Below are 19,079 nucleotides of genomic sequence, written 5' to 3' on the forward strand. Positions count from 1 at the left end.
GAAGTCCGGCAAGCATTTATGCAGACCCGGACGGATTTTTGCCGTCTGCCATAGACATCATAAATAATCGCTTATGAATGTTTATTTATCATATCATAAAGGTTTGATGGTGACAATCCCACGATATGTGAATATGGGGCAGAATTTTGGGAGTGCGTAGTGCAAATTGATTTAGGGCAATCAGAATTTGGAGTTGTTGTGCGGATATCAGTCTATATAATAGGTAGAAACATCTCAAATCCATGCGGAAAAGTTGCAAAATAACGGGGTAATCAGTATAATAACATCATATTTGCAGAAAAAATGACAAAAGGGAATAAAAGTACACCCCGGAACGGAGGGAAAATGTTTCAGAATTACAAAACGAAAACCTTGAAAAAAGATATTTTATCAGGAATTATTGTAGCCCTGGTATCAATTCCGATTTCAATGGGATATGCGCAGGTTGCCGGGCTGCCGGTTGTATATGGCTTATACGGCTCACTGCTCCCGATTCTTGTATTCAGTCTGATTACTTCATCGCCGCAGTTTGTATTTGGTGTCGATGCAACACCGGCGGCACTGGTCGGTGCGACACTGGCTTCACTTGGCATTGTAACAGGCTCAGGAGAAGCAATCAGGCTGGTGCCGGTCATTACGCTGGTGACTGCCGGGTGGCTTCTGCTGTTTTACATCGTGCGCGCAGGCAAGCTGGTGAGTTACATCTCAACGCCGGTTATGGGCGGATTTATTTCCGGTATCGGCTGTACGATTATTTTAATGCAGGTGGCAAAGCTGTTTGGCGGTTCGGCAGGCACGGGAGAACTTTTTGTCCTGATTGCCCATATCTTAAACCAGCTGCAATATTTTAACCTGTTATCGGCGGTGCTTGGCATTGGTACGATTGTGATTATTTTAACAGCAAAAAAATATGTCCCGAAGTTTCCAATGTCGGTGGTATTAATGGCAGTGGGAGCTGCACTGACTGCCGTTTTCCATATTGACCGGTATGGGGTGAAGCTTCTGCCGCAGGTATCGGCGGGACTTCCAAAACTGGCATTTCCCGATGTCAGTGTGCTGGGTGAAAATACAGGGGATATTCTTTTGCTGTCTTTTACCGTGGCACTTGTTATTGTGGCACAGACATTACTTGCCAGCAGTAATTATGCGTTAAAATACAATTATAAAATCAACAACAATCGCGAGGTGCTTGCCTATGCGGCGGGCAATTTTGCCGGAGCGCTGGTGGGATGCTGCCCGATTAACGGCAGTGTGTCAAGAACCGGCATCGGCGACCAGTTTGGCGCACGCTCGCAGGTGATGTCTTTATCGGCAGCATTTACAATGGTACTGGTACTGCTGTTTGGCACAGGGCTGTTACAGTATCTTCCGGTTCCGGTGCTGACCGGTATTGTTATCTGTGCGCTGATTGGCATTCTGGAATTCGGACTTGCAAAGAAGCTTTGGAAGACGAATAAGCAGGAATTCTTAATATTTATGGCAGCGTTTTTTGGTGTTCTGATTTTTGGAACGATTTACGGTGTTATTATTGGCGTGATTTTATCGTTTATTGCAGTAATTATCCGCGCAGTAGTGCCACCGAAAGGATTTCTTGGCATGATTCCGGGACAGGAGGGCTTTTATGCATTGAAAAGAAACCGCAATGCCCACCCGGTACAGCATACGGTAATTTACCGTTTTTCGGGCAATCTGTTTTTTGCCAATATTGACACATTCCAGAATGATATTGAAAATGCGATAAAAGAAGATACCAAACAGGTGATTGTCGATGCGAGCGGAATCGGAAGCATTGATATCACAGCCGCAGACCGCCTTGTTATTTTAAACAGAAATCTGCGTGCGAAGGGAATCCGCTTTTATCTGACAGAGCATGTAGGTGCGGTCAACGACCAGTTAAGGGCTTTTGGAGCGGGGAGTCTGGTAGAGGAAGGCGTTGCAAGAAGAACCATTTCACTTGCACTGCGTGATGCGGGTGTGGATAAGCCGTATCCGCTGGAAAATGAAAACGGACTGAATATGAAATATGCCTTTGTGGAGGCGCAGGAGCGGCTCGCGGAATTTGAATGGGCATTTGGGAATGATGCGGAAGAAAAAATGGAACAGATTGCGATAGAGATTGCCCGGCAGATTACAGCTGCAAATGAACATAGTGCAGAGGCACTTAAAAAAGCAGAAAATCACGTATCATGGGGCCGTATCGGTTTGTATGACGAAGAAGAGCTGCTTGACCGTCTGGAAATGCATTTGTCTGAAATGGCACAGAACAACCCTGAAAATGAAAGTGAGATTGAAGAGCAGATTGAACAGCGAAGAAGTATTGTTGAATTAAAATTACAGCATATCAATCCCGAAGCACTCCGTATGCTCAAGCAGCACCGCCACGAACTGGCAATGCAGTTTAAAGAACGCAATCCGAAAGCCTACGCGCATATGCTGGAACGCAGAAAAGAGCATATCCACAGGCTGACCAAGACCAATCCCGAACTGGCGGCAAAGCTGCGGGAATTATACGGTGAGAATGGAGAAGAATCATGAATATATTAAATGTAGAAAAAGTAAGCAAAACCTATGGAGAAAAACAATTGTTTGACGAGGTGACACTCGGTGTCAACAAAGGCGACAAAATCGGTGTTATCGGTGTCAACGGCACGGGAAAATCTACATTTTTAAAAATTATTGCGGGCCTGGAGGAAGCCGATGCCGGACAGGTTGTAAAGGGCAAGGGCGTAACGGTCGCTTATCTGGAGCAGAAGGCGCAGTTTCCGGAAAAGGATACGATTCTTGGCTACGTCCTGCGTGGCAAACAGCACAGCAGTGAAGCGGAAGCGAAGACAATTCTTACAAAGCTTGGCATTACGGAATTTGATAAAGATATTCATACGCTTTCCGGCGGGCAGAAAAAAAGAGTTGCGCTGGCAAAGACACTTGTAGAACCGGCGGAGGTACTGATATTAGACGAGCCGACCAACCATTTGGATAATGAAATGGTTATCTGGCTGGAAGATTATATCCGTCAGTTTAAGGGCGAGCTGCTTATGGTAACGCATGACCGTTATTTTCTTGACAATGTTACCAACCGGATTGTGGAACTTGACCGCACGCATTTATACAGCTACGATACGAATTATTCGGGTTTTCTGGAGTTAAAGACCCAGCGTGAGCAGATGGAAATGGCGACCGAAGAAAAGCGGCAGAATATTCTGCGTCGTGAGCTGGAATGGATCCGCAGGGGCTGTCAGGCGCGTTCCACCAAACAGCAGGCAAGAATTGACCGTTATGAGGATATGAAGGAAGCGTCCAGACAGGCACGTGCCAGCTTTGAAAAACAGGCAATGGAGATGAACTCGGTCACATCGCGCCTCGGTAAAAAGACGATTGAACTGGAAAATATCACAAAAGCCTATGACGGCATTACGTATATCTGTGATTTTTCATACATATTTTTAAGAGATGACCGTATCGGTATCATAGGTAGAAACGGCTGTGGAAAATCGACACTGATGAAGATTATCACAGGACAGATTCAGCCGGACTCCGGCACGGTTTCAATCGGTGAAACGGTAAAAATCGGGTATTTCATGCAGGAGAATGAACCGCTGGACGAAAAAATGACGGTGCTTGAATATGTAAGAAGCATCGGCGAATATGTGACAACGGCAACCGGCAAGGCGACAGCGTCCCAGATGTGCGAGCGTTTTTTATTTACGCCGAAAATGCAGTGGACACCGATAGAAAAGTTATCCGGTGGTGAAAAGAGAAGACTCTATCTTCTCAGTGTCTTAATGAGTGCGCCGAATGTACTGATATTAGATGAACCGACCAACGATCTGGATATTGAAACGCTGGAAATACTCGAAGACTACTTAGACGGCTTTGCAGGCATTGTCATTACCGTATCGCATGACCGTTATTTTCTCGACAGAATTGTGGATCGTATTTTCGCATTTGAGGAAAATGGTACCCTGCACCAGTACGAAGGCGGATTTAGCGACTATTACGAAAAGTCCGGAGGTATGCAGGCAAAACAGGCTAAGATTGCGGAAAAGCCGAAGGGTAAAAAAGAATACAATAAGGACCGCGAAAAAAAACTCCGCTTTTCTTATAAGGAACAAAAAGAATACGAAGTGATCGATGAAGAAATCGCCGCGCTGGAACAAAAAATTGCTAAGCTGGATAGCGAAATAGAAATGGCTGCAACACAGTACAGCCGTTTAACGGAGCTGACACAGGAAAAGAGTGAACTGGAAGAACAGCTGGAGTTTAAGATGAACCGCTGGGTGGAATTAAATGAACTGGCGGAGCAGATTGAACAGCAGAAACAAAAATAAAATGATGCAGTAAAATACCATCAGACAAATTTTGACAAAAATACCTCCATATGATAGACTCAAATATGTATAATTTATAAAAAAATTATAACGAAAAAATAAACTACGGAGGGAAAGAAATGTTTTGTAAATTTTGTGGGAAAGAGCTTCAGGACGGAGAAGTATGTGGATGCGCAGGCAGCCAGCAGGCAGCCGCAGCACAGGCACAGCAGACATCCGGTGCAGCACAGGCAGCAACGGATCAGATGAGTGGTCAGGTTAATGCCGGTCAGGCAGATGCAGCGGGTGCACAGGGGACGCAGTTTAATACGGCACAGATGCAGCAGAAGGCAAACGAGTATATGCAGCAGGGTATGGAAGCGGCAGGAAATGCATGGAAGAACCTGCTTGGCATCTTTAAGTCACCGGCACAGGAAGGCCGTGCTTATGTGGCAGAGTCTGATATGACAGTGTCACTGATTCTGATTGTGTTACAGGCAGTCATTGCCGGCTTGTTCGGATTAATCTGCACCACCAGAATCAATGCAGCTTTTTCAGGGATTACTTCATATTTTTCATCGAATAAGTATCAGGTATCCAATGCAAAGGGATTTTTTGTTACATTGATTTTTTCAGTTGTTTTATCAGCAGTGTTTGCATTGATTTTCTTTGCAGCAGGCAAGATTGTAAAGGCAGATATTGATTACAAAAAGGCGCTTGCAATTACAAGTGTAAGAAGTGCTGCAGTGATTCCGTTTATGCTTGCAGGCTGTGTTCTGTTATTTGTTAATCCGGGCATAGCATTTGCAGTATTCTATCTTGGCAATATTTTGGCAATCTGCTTTGTATATGCTGCAATGACAGGAATCTGTGAAGAAAATAAGCTTTCTTATATGATTGCAGTAAGCGTAATCGTATTTGCGGTTGTGGCAGTCGTTATCATGAGCAAAGCTGTGGGACTGTATGTACCGTCAGGTATTAAAAGCTTATCAAGCCTGAGCAGCCTGATGAGTATGTTTTACTAATCCGGAAAGAAATATAAAACGGATTTCTTCTATATATAATAGGTAGAAATTTGAAAAAATGACAACAGGGTGATTGTTCTTAAAAAAAAACAATTATCCTGTTGATTTTATTAGTATAGTCGTGTATACTAGCAATTGCTGTGACATTGATAGCTGTGAAGCGTGAGGTTGCTGCGATACAATCGCAGGTTTTCCGTGGAGCGAATGTCAAATAATTCTGGCGACAAGTCACTGTACAATATCATCTGTAAATGAATAAGATGACCCGTAGGTTCACAATGTCCTAAGAGATACTGTGATACGCGTGGGAGTGTGTACAGTCACCGCTTGTCGTACTTAAATCTAGAAAGTGCGAAGGAGGCGACTTTTTTTATGGCAAATCAGGTAATTAGAATTACACTGAAGGCTTATGATCATCAGTTAATCGATCAGTCAGCAAAGAAAATCATTGAAACTGCTAAGAAAACAGGAGCACAGGTAAGTGGTCCGGTACCTCTTCCAACAAAGAAGGAAGTTGTTACAATTCTTAGAGCTGTTCACAAGTACAAGGATTCAAGAGAACAGTTCGAGCAGAGAACACACAAGAGACTGATTGATGTATTATCTCCATCTCAGAAGACTGTAGATGCTTTATCTAAGTTAGAGATGCCGGCTGGTGTGTTTATCAACTTAAAGGTAATGAACTAATCATTACAGACATTTTTCATTATTAGAGCAATAATCCTAAGGGTTTAATATAGAAGCAACTTATGCAACGTATTCATTTAAGGAATACAACATGCAGCACAGTGGTGCGGGTTCCACTTATATTGGCTGTTCTAGGATGACAGGATGCGCTGTGCGTGCGTTATAAATCGGGCATAGAAGCCGGAAGAAATTCAAAGAATTTCTTTCAGATGAATATGCTCGGAACGAGCATATTCATCTTGTCCGCTGTAGATTAAACAGGAGGAAAATCAATGAAGAAGGCAATTTTAGCTACAAAAGTCGGAATGACTCAAATCTTCAACGAAGACGGTGTTTTAACACCTGTAACTGTTCTTCAGGCTGGTCCTTGTGTTGTAACACAAGTAAAGACAGTAGAAAACGACGGTTACGATGCAGTTCAGGTTGGTTTTGCTGACATTAGAGAAAAGTTAGTAAACAAGCCTGTTAAAGGACATTTTGATAAGGCAGAGGTTCCTTACAAGAGATTCTTAAGAGAGTTCAAGTTTGAAAATGCTTCAGAATACTCAGTAAAGGATGAAATCAAAGCTGATATCTTCGCAGCAGGCGATAAGGTAGATGCAACTGCTATTTCAAAGGGTAAAGGTTTCCAGGGCGCAATCAAGAGATTAGGCCAGTCAAGAGGACCTATGGCTCATGGTTCTAAGTTCCACAGACATCAGGGTTCAAACGGATCAGCAACAACACCTGGTAGAGTATTCAAGGGAAAAGGAATGCCTGGACATATGGGTTCTAAGAGAATCACAATCCAGAATCTTGAAGTAGTAAGAGTTGATGTTGAAAACAACGTAATCTTAGTTAAGGGTGCAGTACCTGGACCTAAGAAATCATTAGTAACACTGAAAGAAACAGTAAAGGCTGCAAAGTAGTTTTTGCTAAGGAAGGAGGACCACACAGATGGCAAACGTATCTGTTTACAATATTGAAGGCAAGGAAGTTGGCTCAATCGAATTAAACGATGCAGTATTTGGTGTTGAAGTAAATGAACATCTTGTACACATGGCAGTAGTTAACCAGCTTGCAAATAATCGTCAGGGAACACAGAGCGCAAAGACACGTTCAGAAGTTTCTGGTGGCGGAAGAAAACCTTGGAGACAGAAGGGAACTGGTCATGCAAGACAGGGTTCTACAAGATCTCCACAGTGGACAGGCGGCGGCGTCGTATTCGCACCAAAGCCAAGAGATTATTCATTCAAGATGAATAAGAAGGAAAAGAGAGCAGCTCTCTGCTCAGCATTATCATCAAAGGTTGCTGAAAGCCAGATTATCGTTCTGGATGAGTTCAAGCTTGATGAAATCAAGACAAAGAAATTTGTTGAAGTTATGAATAACTTAAAGGCATCTAAGGCTTTAGTTGTTCTTGAAGGTGAAAATAAGAATGTTGTTCTTTCAGGAAGAAACATTCCGACAGTAAAGGTTACAGCTACAAACGAAATCAACACATACGATGTATTGAAGTATGAAACATTAGTTGTAACAAAGGCTGCTGTAGAAAAACTCGAGGAGGTATATGCATAATGGCAAACGTACAGTATTTTGATGTAATCCTCAAGCCGGTTATTACAGAAAAGTCAATGGCAGATATGGCTGAAAAGAAATATACATTCCTTGTACATCCGGAAGCTAACAAGTCTATGGTTAAAGAGGCTGTTGAAAAGATGTTTGAAGGAACAAAGGTTGCTAGAGTTAACACAATGAACAGCATTGGCAAGAAAAAGAGAAGAGGCAGAACAGTAGGTACTACTGCGAAGACTAAGAAGGCCATTGTATGGTTAACAGAAGACAGCAAAGATATTGAGATTTTTGAAGGTCTCTAAAATAAAGCAGCGTTAAACGTGTAGAAAACAATATTACACACTCGAAAGGAGAGAATATAATGGGAATTAAATCATATAACCCATATACACCTTCCAGAAGAAATATGACTGGCTCAGATTTCTCTGAAATTACAAAGTCAACTCCTGAGAAGTCATTACTTGCTTCTAAGAAGAAGACTGCTGGTCGTAACAATCAGGGTAAGATCACAGTAAGACACCACGGTGGTGGAAATAGACAGAAGTACAGACTTATCGACTTCAAGAGAAATAAGGAAGGCGTTCCTGCAAAGGTTATCGGTATCGAATACGATCCGAACAGAACAGCAAATATCGCATTAATCTGCTACGCAGATGGTGAAAAAGCATATATCCTTGCACCACAGGGATTAACAGACGGCATGACAGTTATGAACGGTGCTGAAGCTGAAATCAGAGTTGGTAACTGCTTACCGCTTTCAGCTATTCCTGTTGGTACTCAGGTTCACAATATTGAATTATACCCTGGTAAGGGCGGACAGATGGTTCGTTCTGCCGGAAACTCAGCTCAGTTAATGGCTAAGGAAGGAAAGTATGCAACATTAAGACTTCCTTCTGGCGAAATGAGAATGGTTCCTATCGTATGCCGCGCAACAATCGGTGTTGTAGGTAACGGTGACCACAACCTCATCAATCTTGGTAAAGCCGGACGTAAGAGACATATGGGTATCAGACCTACAGTTCGTGGTTCTGTCATGAACCCGAATGACCATCCACACGGTGGTGGTGAAGGTCGTGCACCGGTTGGTCGTCCAAGCCCGATGACTCCTTGGGGTAAGCCTGCTATGGGACTTAAGACTCGTAAGAAGAAGAAACAGTCTAACAAGCTTATCATAAGAAGAAGAGACGGTAAGGCAATTAAGTAATTGAATTTTAACAAGATTATTAAGGAGGTTTGAACCTATGGCTCGTTCACTTAAAAAAGGACCATTCGCTGATGAAAGCTTACTTAAAAAGGTAGATGCGATGAACGCTTCTAACGATAAGCAGGTTATTAAGACATGGTCACGCCGTTCAACAATTTTCCCATCATTTGTTGGACATACAATCGCAGTTCATGACGGAAGAAAGCATGTGCCTGTATATGTTACAGAGGACATGGTAGGCCATAAGCTCGGTGAGTTCGTTGCAACAAGAACATACAGAGGACATGGCAAAGACGAGAAGAAGAGTAGATAATTCAATATTTGAAAGGAGGTTTTAATCCATGGCAAAAGGACATAGATCCCAGATAAAGAGAGAGAGAAATGCTGTTAAGGATACAAGACCAAGCGCAAAGTTATCTTACGCTAGAGTATCAGTTCAGAAAGCGTGTTTTGTATTAGATGCGATCAGAGGAAAGAGCGTTGAAGAAGCACTCGCTATCGTAATGTACAATCCAAGATATGCTTCATCATTATTAGAGAAGTTAATCAAATCAGCAGCAGCAAATGCTGAAAACAATAATGGTATGGACCCAAGTAAGTTATACATTGAAGAGTGCTATGCAAACAAAGGACCTACAATGAAGAGAATCCACCCAAGAGCACAGGGTAGAGCTTACAGAATCGAAAAGAGAATGAGCCATATCACAGTAATTCTGAATGAGAGATAATTCGAGGTATCAATGTGTGTTATGTGCTTTGCCGCATAACATACACCCTCGGGTAAAACAGAAAGGAGATTTACATGGGACAGAAAGTTAATCCTCATGGTTTGAGAGTCGGCGTTATCAAAGACTGGGACTCAAAATGGTATGCAGAAGACAACTTCGCAGATAACCTTGTAGAAGATTATAACATCAGAAAATTCCTCAAGAACAAGTTATATGCAGCAGGAATTTCAAAAATTGAAATAGAGAGAGCTTCAGACAGAGTTAAGATTATCATCCACACAGCTAAACCGGGTGTTGTTATCGGTAAGGGTGGTGCTGAAATCGAAGCACTTAAGAAGCAGGTTGAAAAGCTTACATCTGCTAAGAGATTAAGCATCGACATCAAGGAAGTAAAAAGACCGGATAAAGACGCACAGCTTGTTGCAGAAAATATTGCACAGCAGCTGGAAAACCGTATCTCTTTCAGAAGAGCTATGAAGTCCTGCATGGGCAGAACAATGAAGCAGGGTGCTAAGGGTATTAAGACATCTTGTTCAGGTCGTCTTGGCGGTGCTGATATGGCTCGTACAGAGTTCTATAGCGAAGGTACAATTCCTCTTCAGACACTCCGTGCAGATATCGATTATGGTTTTGCAGAAGCTAACACAACTTATGGTAAAGTTGGTGTTAAGGTATGGATCTATGAAGGTGAGGTACTTCCAACAAAGACAAACAAGGAAGGGAGCGATAAGTAATGTTACTACCTAAGAGAGTGAAACATCGTAGACAGTTCCGTGGTTCAATGGCTGGTAAGGCTACAAGAGGCAACAAGATTACAAATGGTGAATATGGTATCGTTGCAACAGAACCATGCTGGATTAAGTCAAATCAGATAGAAGCAGCCCGTATTGCTATGACACGTTATATCAAGCGTGGCGGTAAAGTATTTATTAAAATTTTCCCAGATAAGCCGGTAACAGGTAAGCCTATCGGTGTTCGAATGGGTAAAGGTAAAGGTAACTTGGAGTGCTGGGTAGCAGTAGTTAAACCTGGACGTGTAATGTTTGAAATTTCAGGTGTCCCTGAAGAAACTGCAAGAGAAGCGTTACGTCTTGCAACACACAAACTCCCTTGCAAGTGTAAGGTAGTTTCACGTGCAGACTTAGAAGGCGGTGATAACAGTGAAAATTAATAAATATGTAGAAGATTTAAAGGCAAAATCAGCTGCAGAATTAAACGAAGAATTAGTAGCTGCTAAAAAGGAACTTTTCAATTTAAGATTTCAGAACGCAACAAATCAGTTGGAAAATACAAGCAGAATCAAAGAAGTAAGAAAGAATATTGCTAGAATCCAGACTGTAATTGCTCAGAAGAATGCATAATTTATTCCTAAGAAAGGAGAATTGGCTGTGGAAGAGAGAAATTTAAGAAAGACTCGAACAGGCAGAGTTGTAAGCAACAAGATGGATAAGACAATCGTTGTTGCAGTAGAAGACAACGTAAAGCATCCACTTTACAATAAAATCGTTAAGAGAACATACAAGTTAAAAGCTCACGATGAAAACAATGAATGTTTAATCGGTGATGTTGTTAAGGTAATGGAAACCAGACCTTTATCTAAGGATAAGAGATGGAGATTAGTTGAAATTATCAGCAGAGCTAAATAATTTTAATAAGTTAGAATTAAAATTGATATTACTGAAAGGGGTAGTATTATGGTACAACAGGAAACCAGACTTAAGGTTGCTGATAACACAGGTGCTAAAGAAATTCTTTGCATCAGAGTTATGGGTGGCTCAACAAGAAGATATGCAAATATCGGTGATGTTATTGTCGCTACTGTTAAAGAAGCAACACCAGGCGGCGTTGTTAAAAAGGGCGATGTTGTTAAGGCCGTAGTCGTACGTACTGTAAAGGGCGCACGCCGTAAAGACGGTTCATATATTAGATTTGATGAAAATGCTGCAGTAATTATTAAAGATGACAAGACTCCTAGAGGAACTCGTATCTTTGGACCAGTAGCAAGAGAGTTAAGAGATGCACACTTCATGAAGATTGTATCTCTGGCTCCGGAAGTATTATAGGAGGTGCCACAATGTCAGCTGTAAGAATTAAGAAGGGCGATACTGTTAAGGTTATCGCAGGAAAAGACAAAGGCAAAGAAGGCAAAGTAATGTCTATCAATGCAAAGAACCATACAGCATTAGTTGAGGGCGTAAACATGGTAACAAAGCATGCGAAGCCAAGCGCAGCTAATCAGCAGGGTGGAATTCTCCACCAGGAAGCGCCAATCGATATTTCTAATATCATGTATGTCGTAAAAGGCAAGACAACAAAGATTGGCTACGAATTTAAGGACGGAAAGAAAGTTCGTGTTGCAAAGGCAACTGGCGAAGTTATTGATTAATACAGGAAGGAGGCAATAAATTTTGAGTAGACTTAGAGAGTTATACGATAACGAAATTACAAAGAAGATGACAGAAAAGTTCGGTTACAAGAATCCGATGATGGTTCCGAAGATCGACAAGATTGTAATCAACATGGGCGTTGGTGAAGCAAAGGAAAATTCAAAGCTTCTCGATGCTGCAGTTAAGGAAATGGAAACAATTTCAGGTCAGAAAGCAGTTCTTACAAGAGCAAAGAATTCAATTGCTAACTTCAAGTTAAGAGAAGGTCAGGCAATCGGTTGTAAGGTTACACTTCGTGGTGAGAAGATGTATGAATTCTTAGACAGACTTGTAAACCTTGCATTACCTCGTGTACGTGACTTCAGAGGCGTAAGCGCTGATTCATTCGACGGCAGAGGAAACTATGCATTAGGTATCAAAGAGCAGATTATCTTCCCGGAAATCGAATATGATAAGATTGACAAGGTCAGAGGTATGGATGTAATCATTACAACAACCGCTAAGACTGATGAAGAAGCTCGTGAATTGTTGAGAATGTTCAACATGCCATTCAAGAAATAATAATAGGAGGGAAATTCAATGGCTAAGACTTCAATGAAGATTAAGCAGCAGAGAGCACCTAAGTTCTCTACAAGAGAGTATTCTCGTTGTAGAATCTGTGGACGTCCACATGCTTATTTAAGAAAATACGGAATCTGCAGAATTTGCTTCCGTGAATTAGCATACAAAGGTCAGATTCCAGGTGTGAAGAAAGCATCTTGGTAAGATGAAAATCGTACAGCATTAAAGAGAGATACGGCGTATGCCGTGTTCCTTTAATGCAAACCATTTAACGTAGTCCTGCAAAGCAGGAAACCGGTGAATTTTAAGGAGGATATAAAAAAATGACAGATCCAATCGCAGATATGCTTACAAGAATCCGTAATGCTAACACAGCAAAGCATGATACAGTTGATGTACCATCATCAAAGATGAAGCTTTCCATCGCTAAGATTCTCTTAGACGAAGGTTATATCAAGGCTTACGAACTCGTTGATAACGGTAACTTCAAGGATATCCATATCACATTAAAGTATGGTAAGGATAAGAACGAAAAGATTATTTCCGGACTGAAGAGAATTTCTAAGCCAGGTCTTCGTGTTTACGCAAGCAAGGACGAACTGCCAAAGGTTCTCGGTGGACTCGGTATTGCTATTATTTCAACAAACCAGGGTGTAGTTACTGACAAGGAAGCTAGAAAGCTTAATGTTGGTGGCGAAGTACTCGCTTTCGTTTGGTAGTTTATTCATAAAATTTAGGAGGTGCACGGCATGTCACGTATAGGAAAAATGCCTATCGCTATCCCGGCAGGCGTTACTGTTGAGATTGCAGAAAATAATAAAGTGACTGTAAAAGGTCCTAAGGGAACTCTTGAAAGAGTTTTACCTTCAGAAATGGACATTAAAATGGAAGGTTCTGAAATCGTTGTTTCAAGACCGAATGACTTAAAGAAAATGAAGTCATTACATGGATTAACAAGAACATTAATTAACAACATGGTAATCGGTGTAACAGAAGGTTACGAAAAGAAGCTCGAAGTTAACGGTGTAGGTTACAGAGCTCAGAAGCAGGGTAAGAAGTTAGTATTATCTTTAGGTTACTCTCATCCGGTTGAAATGGAAGATCCGGAAGGACTTGAAACAGTTCTCGATGGTCAGAACATCATCGTTGTTAAGGGTATTGATAAAGAAAAAGTTGGCCAGTATGCTGCTGAAATCAGAGCAAAGAGAGCTCCGGAACCTTACAAGGGCAAGGGTATTAAGTATGCTGATGAAGTTATCAGACGTAAAGTCGGTAAGACTGGTAAGAAATAATTAAAGGAGTGAACAAAAATGGTTAGTAAGAAGTCAAGAGCAGTAGTTCGTGAAAATAAACATAGAAGATTACGTAATCGTTTCAGTGGTACTGCAGCAAGACCACGTTTAGCTGTGTTTAGAAGCAATAATCATATGTACGCTCAGATTATTGACGATACAGTTGGAAAGACACTTGTTTCAGCATCTACACTTGATAAGGAAGTTAAGGCTGAATGTGAAAAGACAAATAACGTTGATGCAGCTGCAGTAGTTGGTACAGTTGTTGCTAAGAGAGCGTTAGAAAAAGGTATCACAACTGTTGTCTATGATAGAGGCGGTTTTGTATATGAAGGAAAAGTAAAAGCATTGGCAGAGGCAGCTAGAGAAGCTGGCCTTGAATTCTAGGCAGAAGGGAGATACAGTATGAAACGTACAATAATTGATGCTAGTCAGTTAGAATTAAATGATAATGTAGTATCAATCAAGCGTGTAACAAAGGTTGTAAAGGGTGGTCGTAACTTCCGTTTTGCAGCACTCGTAGTTGTCGGAGATGGCAACGGACACGTTGGCGCAGGTGTTGGTAAGGCAGCTGAAATTCCTGAAGCTATCCGCAAGGGAAAAGAAGATGCCATTAAGCATTTAGTAGAGGTTCCAATCGATGAGAACGGTTCAGTTCCACATGATTTCATCGGTAAATTCGGAGGCGCTACTGTATTATTAAAGAGAGCTCCAGAAGGTACTGGTATTATCGCTGGTGGTCCTGCTCGTTCAGTTCTTGAACTTGTAGGTATCAAGAATATCCGTACAAAGTCACTCGGCTCTAACAATAAGCAGAACGTTGTTCTTGCAACAATCGCCGGCCTTCAGGCAATGAAGACACCGGAAGAAGTAGCAAGACTTCGTGGTAAATCTGTAGAAGAAATTTTAGGTTAATTGATTGATAGCGCTGCGGGTTTGACGCGGCAGACGGAGGTTGAAAATGGCTGATAAGAAGTTAAGAATAACTTTAGTAAAGTCACCAATCAGTGCGATTCCGAAGCATAGAAGAACCGTTGAAGCTATGGGACTCAACAAGATGCATAAGACAGTTGAACTTCCAGACAACGCTTCAACAAGAGGACAGATTCAGCAGATTGGTTATATGTTAAAGGTAGAAGAAATCTAATAAAATTTGAATAAGGAGGTGCAATGATGGATTTATCTAATTTAAGACCTGCAGAAGGTTCAGTAAAGAGCGATAATTTCAGAAGAGGTCGTGGACACGGTTCAGGAAACGGTAAGACAGCCGGTAAGGGACATAAGGGTCAGAAGGCTCGTTCAGGAGCTCCAAGATTAGGCTTCGAAGGTGGCCAGATGCCATTATACAGAAGAATTCCTAAGAGAGGTTTCAAGAACAGAAACCGTCTGGAAATCGTAGCAATCAACATCAGTGCATTAGAAAAGTTTGATAATGGTGCTGACGTAACAGTTGATACATTAATCGAATCAGGAATCGTTAAGAATCCTAAGGATGGCGTAAAGATTCTTGGTAACGGCGAACTCACAAAGAAGCTCAACGTAAAGGCTAACGCTTTCAGTGCTTCAGCAAAGGAAAAGATTGAGGCGCTCGGCGGAACCTGCGAGGTGATCTAATGTTAAAAACACTGGTCAACGCATTCAAGAATAAAGACATTCGAAAAAAATTGCTTTATACATTAATGATGCTTGTTGTAGTAAGAATAGGAAGCTTGCTTCCTATTCCTGGTGTTGATACGGAATATTTTAGTACGCTTTTGAGCGATATTACTAGCGGCGACATGAGTTATCTTAATGCGTTTACAGGTGGTTCATTTGAAAAAATGTCCCTGTTCGCATTGAGCATAACACCATACATTACTTCTTCCATTATTATGCAGCTTCTTACAATTGCGATTCCAAAGCTGGAAGAAATGCAGAAAGAGGGAGAGGACGGCAGGAAGAAAATTGCTTCCATTACAAGATATGTCACACTCGGTCTTGCTTTAGTTGAAAGTATTGCCATGGCTATCGGATTCGGCAGACAGGGACTCATCAAAGACTATAAAGACATGAGTACATTGCATTATGTGACATCTATTATTGTAGTTATCGCAGTACTTACGGCTGGTTCTGCTTTACTGATGTGGATTGGTGAAAGCATTACTGAAAATGGTGTTGGTAATGGTATTTCAATCGTACTTTTGATTAATATCATTTCAGGTATGCCAAGTGACTTTGCAACACTTTACAATACATTTGTAGCATCTAAGACAATTGCAAGAGGTGTTCTTGCCGCTGCAATTATCTTGGCAATTTTACTTGCTGTAGTAGTTTTAGTTTGCTTTTTACAGGACGGCGAAAGACGAATCCCTGTACAGTATTCACAGAAGATTACAGGCAGAAGATCAATGGGCGGACAGTCTACCCATATTCCGCTGAAAGTGAATACAGCAGGCGTTATGCCGATTATTTTTGCATCATCCCTGATGCAGTTCCCTGTTATTATAGCGCAGCTTTTCTCAAGCACAACACATGAGTGGGCGAAGTACTTAAGCTCATCTTACTGGTGCAGAGTTGCAGCACCGAAATATTCATTAGGATTACTGTTATATGTTGTATTAATTGTTGTATTTGCATATTTTTATACATCTATTACATTCAATCCGGTGGAAGTTGCTGACAACATGAAAAAAGCCGGTGGTGTGATTCCTGGTATTACACCGGGTAAATCAACCAGCGAATATTTGAATAACATTTTAAATTACATTGTATTTATTGGTGCAATCGGTCTGATGATTATTGCATTAATTCCAATTTTGTGTTCCGGTTTCTTTAATGCCAGCGTATCGTTTGGCGGAACATCTATCATCATTATTGTTGGTGTTGTTCTTGAAACTTTAAAGCAGATTGAAGCACAGATGTGTAATCGTTATTACAAAGGATTTTTAAGCGAATAATTAAAACGATATGACTTGCCTGGTGTATTCGCTGGGCGAGTCGTTTGTCTATATAAGGAAGGGTATGAAAAAAATGAAAATCATTATGTTAGGTGCTCCTGGTGCCGGTAAAGGTACACAGGCTAAGAAGATTGCTGAGAAATATACAATTCCGCATATTTCTACAGGAGATATTTTCAGAGCAAATATTAAGAACAACACAGAACTCGGACAGAAGGCAAAGACTTATATGGATAAGGGTGAGCTGGTACCGGACGAACTGGTTGTTGATTTAATTATGGACAGATTCAAAGAAGCAGACTGTGCAAACGGTTATGTATTAGATGGATTCCCACGTACAATTCCACAGGCAGAAGCACTCGACAAAGCCCTTGCCGCAAATGGTGAAAAAGTGGATTTCGCAATTAATGTTGAAGTTCCGGACGAAAACATCATCAACAGAATGTCAGGCAGACGTGCATGTGTAGGCTGCGGAGCAACTTACCACATCAAGTACAATCCGACAAAGGTAGAAGGTATCTGCGATGCCTGCGGCGAAAAGCTGATTTTAAGAGATGATGATAAGCCGGAAACCGTAAAGAACAGACTTTCTGTATATCATGAACAGACACAGCCGTTGATCGACTACTATGCAAAGAAGAACGTTTTAGCAGAAGTAGACGGAACAAAGGATATGGAAGATGTATTTAATGATATCGTAACGATATTAGGAAAGTAGTGAAGCAATGTCAGTTTCAGTAAAGTCCAACAGGGAAATCGAATTAATGCGGGAAGCAGGAAAGATTCTCGGAACGGTTTTAAATGAACTTTCCAAAGAAATTAAACCCGGAATGACAACACACCGGATTGACCAGCTTGGCGAGGAAATGATCCGCAGCTACGGCTGCATACCGTCATTTTTAGGCTACGGCGGGTTTCCGGCATCCATCTGCGTATCCGTGAATGAAGAAGTGGTTCATGGAATTCCATCCAAGAAGCGGATTCTTCACGAGGGAGATATCGTCAGCATGGATGCAGGTGTTATTTATAAAGGGTATCACTCAGATGCCGCAAGAACAGTCGGCGTCGGAGAGATTAGCAAAGAGGCACAGCAGCTGATTGAAGTTACAAAACAGAGTTTTTTTACAGGCATTCAGTTTGCAAAAGAAGGCTGTCATTTACATGAAATTTCAAATGCAATTGCTGCATACAATGAAAGCTACGGGTACGGCGTGATCCGTGATCTGGTGGGACACGGAATCGGAACAGAACTCCACGAAGACCCGCAGATACCGAATTTCACACAGGAGCGCAGAGGTATTAAGCTTTACGAAGGTATGACACTTGCCATAGAGCCGATGGTTGCGGCAGGCGGATATGCAGTGAAATGGCTTGACGATGACTGGACAGTAGTGACTGCCGATCATTCTTTAGCGGCCCATTATGAAAATACAGTGCTTGTTACAAAGAACGGACCGGAGATATTATCTCTGGTAGAAGAATAAAATCTTGAATACAGGAGATTTTCTATGAATGAAGAATTACAATGGTGTTTTGCAAAATCTCTTGCAGGACATGACAAAGAAACTGTATATATCATAAAAAAGATGGATTCTGAGTATGCATATTTGACGGACGGTAAGAATAAGCTTATAGACAGCCCGAAGAAAAAGAAAATAAAGCATATTCAGGTTATCAAAAAAAAGGACAGCAATTTAGAGTCAAAGCATAACAATCATATCAGCATTCAAAATGAAGATATAAAAAAAGCAATTAAACTTTATATTTCCAGCAATAAGGAGGAATGACAAATGTCAAAGGCAGATGTAATTGAAATCGAAGGAACCGTTGTTGAAAAACTTCCAAACGCGATGTTTCAGGTAGAATTAGAAAACGGACATCAGGTGCTTGCACACATCAGCGGAAAGTTAAGAATGAACTTTATACGAATCTTACCGGGTGACAAGGTAACAATTGAACTTTCACCATACGATTTAAGTAAGGGCAGAATTATCTGGAGAGATAAATAGAAACGGTTGGTAAAACTATATAAAAAATGCATGGAAATATCGGCATAATTTATATAAAATTATGCTAAAATTTTCTTGCTATTTTTAAAATACTTGTGTTACAATATATAACGAACTTGTCTGAAAGGAGGCTTTTGCAGTGAAGGTTAGATCATCAGTAAAACCAATTTGTGAAAAGTGCAAAGTCATTAAAAGAAAGGGTAGCATCAGAATTATCTGTGAAAACCCAAAGCATAAGCAGAGACAGGGTTAATTACCCGGCTTGTTTGTGCATTTTAGAATAGGTATACACACAGGTATCGGTATATTTATTCGTAATAATGCGGCTGCAGCTATGAACCGCTCGGCTATGTTGTAAGGTTTATAGCTTTTATATAAGTAATTTCATG

General features: G+C 41.2%; 30 protein-coding genes. All 30 read left to right on the forward strand.

What is annotated here, in order from left to right:
* The first annotated feature begins 345 nt into the window (after positions 1-345).
* Positions 346-2,535 carry a SulP family inorganic anion transporter gene (locus tag LI288_RS11725; protein WP_227090538.1) on the forward strand — a complete coding sequence of 730 codons (2,190 nt, stop codon included), beginning with the start codon at positions 346-348 and terminating at the stop codon, positions 2,533-2,535.
* Entirely contained in the window at positions 2,532-4,328 is a 1,797-nt protein-coding gene (locus LI288_RS11730) for an ABC-F family ATP-binding cassette domain-containing protein (RefSeq protein ID WP_227090539.1), read from the forward strand. Before LI288_RS11725 ends, LI288_RS11730 begins: the two co-directional genes overlap by 4 nt.
* A 119-nt stretch (positions 4,329-4,447) precedes the next feature.
* Complete coding sequence (locus LI288_RS11735) at positions 4,448-5,332, forward strand: YIP1 family protein (protein WP_022432662.1); 885 nt, start codon at positions 4,448-4,450, stop codon at positions 5,330-5,332.
* Positions 5,333-5,704: 372 nt separating this feature from the next.
* A complete protein-coding gene (gene rpsJ, locus LI288_RS11740; RefSeq protein ID WP_012738571.1) occupies positions 5,705-6,019 on the forward strand; it encodes a 30S ribosomal protein S10 in 315 nt (104 codons plus the stop codon).
* Positions 6,020-6,291: 272 nt separating this feature from the next.
* Positions 6,292-6,927: a 50S ribosomal protein L3 gene (gene rplC / locus LI288_RS11745; protein WP_012738572.1), complete on the forward strand. Its 636-nt coding sequence runs from the start codon at positions 6,292-6,294 to the stop codon at positions 6,925-6,927.
* Positions 6,928-6,955: 28 nt separating this feature from the next.
* Positions 6,956-7,576, forward strand: a complete 621-nt coding sequence (rplD, locus tag LI288_RS11750; protein ID WP_022432663.1) for a 50S ribosomal protein L4 — start codon at positions 6,956-6,958, stop codon at positions 7,574-7,576.
* Positions 7,576-7,875, forward strand: a complete 300-nt coding sequence (gene rplW / locus LI288_RS11755; protein WP_022432664.1) for a 50S ribosomal protein L23 — start codon at positions 7,576-7,578, stop codon at positions 7,873-7,875. Before rplD ends, rplW begins: the two co-directional genes overlap by 1 nt.
* Positions 7,876-7,934: 59 nt before the next feature.
* Complete coding sequence (gene rplB / locus LI288_RS11760; protein ID WP_022432665.1) at positions 7,935-8,777, forward strand: 50S ribosomal protein L2; 843 nt, start codon at positions 7,935-7,937, stop codon at positions 8,775-8,777.
* Between the two features lie 37 nt (positions 8,778-8,814).
* A complete protein-coding gene (gene rpsS / locus LI288_RS11765) occupies positions 8,815-9,090 on the forward strand; it encodes a 30S ribosomal protein S19 (protein ID WP_022432666.1) in 276 nt (91 codons plus the stop codon).
* A 28-nt stretch (positions 9,091-9,118) separates the two neighbouring features.
* Positions 9,119-9,505, forward strand: a complete 387-nt coding sequence (rplV, locus tag LI288_RS11770; protein WP_022432667.1) for a 50S ribosomal protein L22 — start codon at positions 9,119-9,121, stop codon at positions 9,503-9,505.
* Positions 9,506-9,579: 74 nt separating this feature from the next.
* On the forward strand, positions 9,580-10,239 hold the full coding sequence (rpsC, locus tag LI288_RS11775) for a 30S ribosomal protein S3 (protein WP_022432668.1): 660 nt from the start codon (positions 9,580-9,582) through the stop codon (positions 10,237-10,239).
* Positions 10,239-10,676: a 50S ribosomal protein L16 gene (gene rplP / locus LI288_RS11780; RefSeq protein ID WP_022432669.1), complete on the forward strand. Its 438-nt coding sequence runs from the start codon at positions 10,239-10,241 to the stop codon at positions 10,674-10,676. The genes rpsC and rplP overlap by 1 nt, the downstream gene beginning before the upstream one ends.
* Positions 10,666-10,866, forward strand: a complete 201-nt coding sequence (gene rpmC, locus LI288_RS11785) for a 50S ribosomal protein L29 (protein ID WP_022432670.1) — start codon at positions 10,666-10,668, stop codon at positions 10,864-10,866. Before rplP ends, rpmC begins: the two co-directional genes overlap by 11 nt.
* A gap of 27 nt (positions 10,867-10,893) precedes the next feature.
* On the forward strand, positions 10,894-11,151 hold the full coding sequence (rpsQ, locus tag LI288_RS11790; RefSeq protein ID WP_022432671.1) for a 30S ribosomal protein S17: 258 nt from the start codon (positions 10,894-10,896) through the stop codon (positions 11,149-11,151).
* 48 nt (positions 11,152-11,199) lie between these two features.
* Positions 11,200-11,568: a 50S ribosomal protein L14 gene (gene rplN / locus LI288_RS11795; RefSeq protein ID WP_022432672.1), complete on the forward strand. Its 369-nt coding sequence runs from the start codon at positions 11,200-11,202 to the stop codon at positions 11,566-11,568.
* A gap of 11 nt (positions 11,569-11,579) precedes the next feature.
* On the forward strand, positions 11,580-11,891 hold the full coding sequence (rplX, locus tag LI288_RS11800; RefSeq protein ID WP_227090540.1) for a 50S ribosomal protein L24: 312 nt from the start codon (positions 11,580-11,582) through the stop codon (positions 11,889-11,891).
* A gap of 22 nt (positions 11,892-11,913) precedes the next feature.
* A complete protein-coding gene (rplE, locus tag LI288_RS11805; protein ID WP_022432674.1) occupies positions 11,914-12,453 on the forward strand; it encodes a 50S ribosomal protein L5 in 540 nt (179 codons plus the stop codon).
* Between the two features lie 18 nt (positions 12,454-12,471).
* Positions 12,472-12,657, forward strand: a complete 186-nt coding sequence (locus LI288_RS11810; RefSeq protein ID WP_005613006.1) for a type Z 30S ribosomal protein S14 — start codon at positions 12,472-12,474, stop codon at positions 12,655-12,657.
* Between the two features lie 119 nt (positions 12,658-12,776).
* Positions 12,777-13,172, forward strand: coding sequence for a 30S ribosomal protein S8 (rpsH, locus tag LI288_RS11815; protein ID WP_022432675.1), 396 nt, complete (start codon positions 12,777-12,779; stop codon positions 13,170-13,172).
* 30 nt (positions 13,173-13,202) lie between these two features.
* Positions 13,203-13,745: a 50S ribosomal protein L6 gene (gene rplF, locus LI288_RS11820; RefSeq protein ID WP_022432676.1), complete on the forward strand. Its 543-nt coding sequence runs from the start codon at positions 13,203-13,205 to the stop codon at positions 13,743-13,745.
* A gap of 18 nt (positions 13,746-13,763) precedes the next feature.
* On the forward strand, positions 13,764-14,132 hold the full coding sequence (gene rplR / locus LI288_RS11825) for a 50S ribosomal protein L18 (protein WP_022432677.1): 369 nt from the start codon (positions 13,764-13,766) through the stop codon (positions 14,130-14,132).
* 18 nt (positions 14,133-14,150) lie between these two features.
* The gene (gene rpsE, locus LI288_RS11830; RefSeq protein ID WP_022432678.1) at positions 14,151-14,660 is read left to right on the forward strand and encodes a 30S ribosomal protein S5; all 510 of its coding nucleotides are present in this window, start codon (positions 14,151-14,153) and stop codon (positions 14,658-14,660) included.
* Positions 14,661-14,706: 46 nt separating this feature from the next.
* A complete protein-coding gene (gene rpmD, locus LI288_RS11835; protein ID WP_022432679.1) occupies positions 14,707-14,892 on the forward strand; it encodes a 50S ribosomal protein L30 in 186 nt (61 codons plus the stop codon).
* Positions 14,893-14,918: 26 nt separating this feature from the next.
* A complete protein-coding gene (rplO, locus tag LI288_RS11840) occupies positions 14,919-15,359 on the forward strand; it encodes a 50S ribosomal protein L15 (protein ID WP_227090601.1) in 441 nt (146 codons plus the stop codon).
* Positions 15,359-16,681 (forward strand): preprotein translocase subunit SecY, encoded by a 1,323-nt coding sequence (gene secY / locus LI288_RS11845; RefSeq protein WP_022432681.1) that lies wholly within the window; start codon positions 15,359-15,361, stop codon positions 16,679-16,681. The genes rplO and secY overlap by 1 nt, the downstream gene beginning before the upstream one ends.
* Before the next feature lie 73 nt (positions 16,682-16,754).
* Positions 16,755-17,399, forward strand: a complete 645-nt coding sequence (locus tag LI288_RS11850) for an adenylate kinase (RefSeq protein WP_227090602.1) — start codon at positions 16,755-16,757, stop codon at positions 17,397-17,399.
* Between the two features lie 7 nt (positions 17,400-17,406).
* Positions 17,407-18,165 (forward strand): type I methionyl aminopeptidase, encoded by a 759-nt coding sequence (map, locus tag LI288_RS11855; protein WP_022432683.1) that lies wholly within the window; start codon positions 17,407-17,409, stop codon positions 18,163-18,165.
* Between the two features lie 24 nt (positions 18,166-18,189).
* Positions 18,190-18,468, forward strand: a complete 279-nt coding sequence (locus LI288_RS11860; RefSeq protein WP_022432684.1) for a KOW domain-containing RNA-binding protein — start codon at positions 18,190-18,192, stop codon at positions 18,466-18,468.
* Between the two features lie 3 nt (positions 18,469-18,471).
* The gene (gene infA, locus LI288_RS11865; RefSeq protein WP_022432685.1) at positions 18,472-18,690 is read left to right on the forward strand and encodes a translation initiation factor IF-1; all 219 of its coding nucleotides are present in this window, start codon (positions 18,472-18,474) and stop codon (positions 18,688-18,690) included.
* Between the two features lie 139 nt (positions 18,691-18,829).
* Positions 18,830-18,943, forward strand: coding sequence for a 50S ribosomal protein L36 (gene rpmJ / locus LI288_RS11870; protein WP_003022746.1), 114 nt, complete (start codon positions 18,830-18,832; stop codon positions 18,941-18,943).
* The last annotated feature ends 136 nt before the right edge of the window (positions 18,944-19,079 follow it).

The organism is Lachnospira pectinoschiza (assembly GCF_020564355.1).
Taxonomy (GTDB): domain Bacteria; phylum Bacillota; class Clostridia; order Lachnospirales; family Lachnospiraceae; genus Lachnospira; species Lachnospira intestinalis.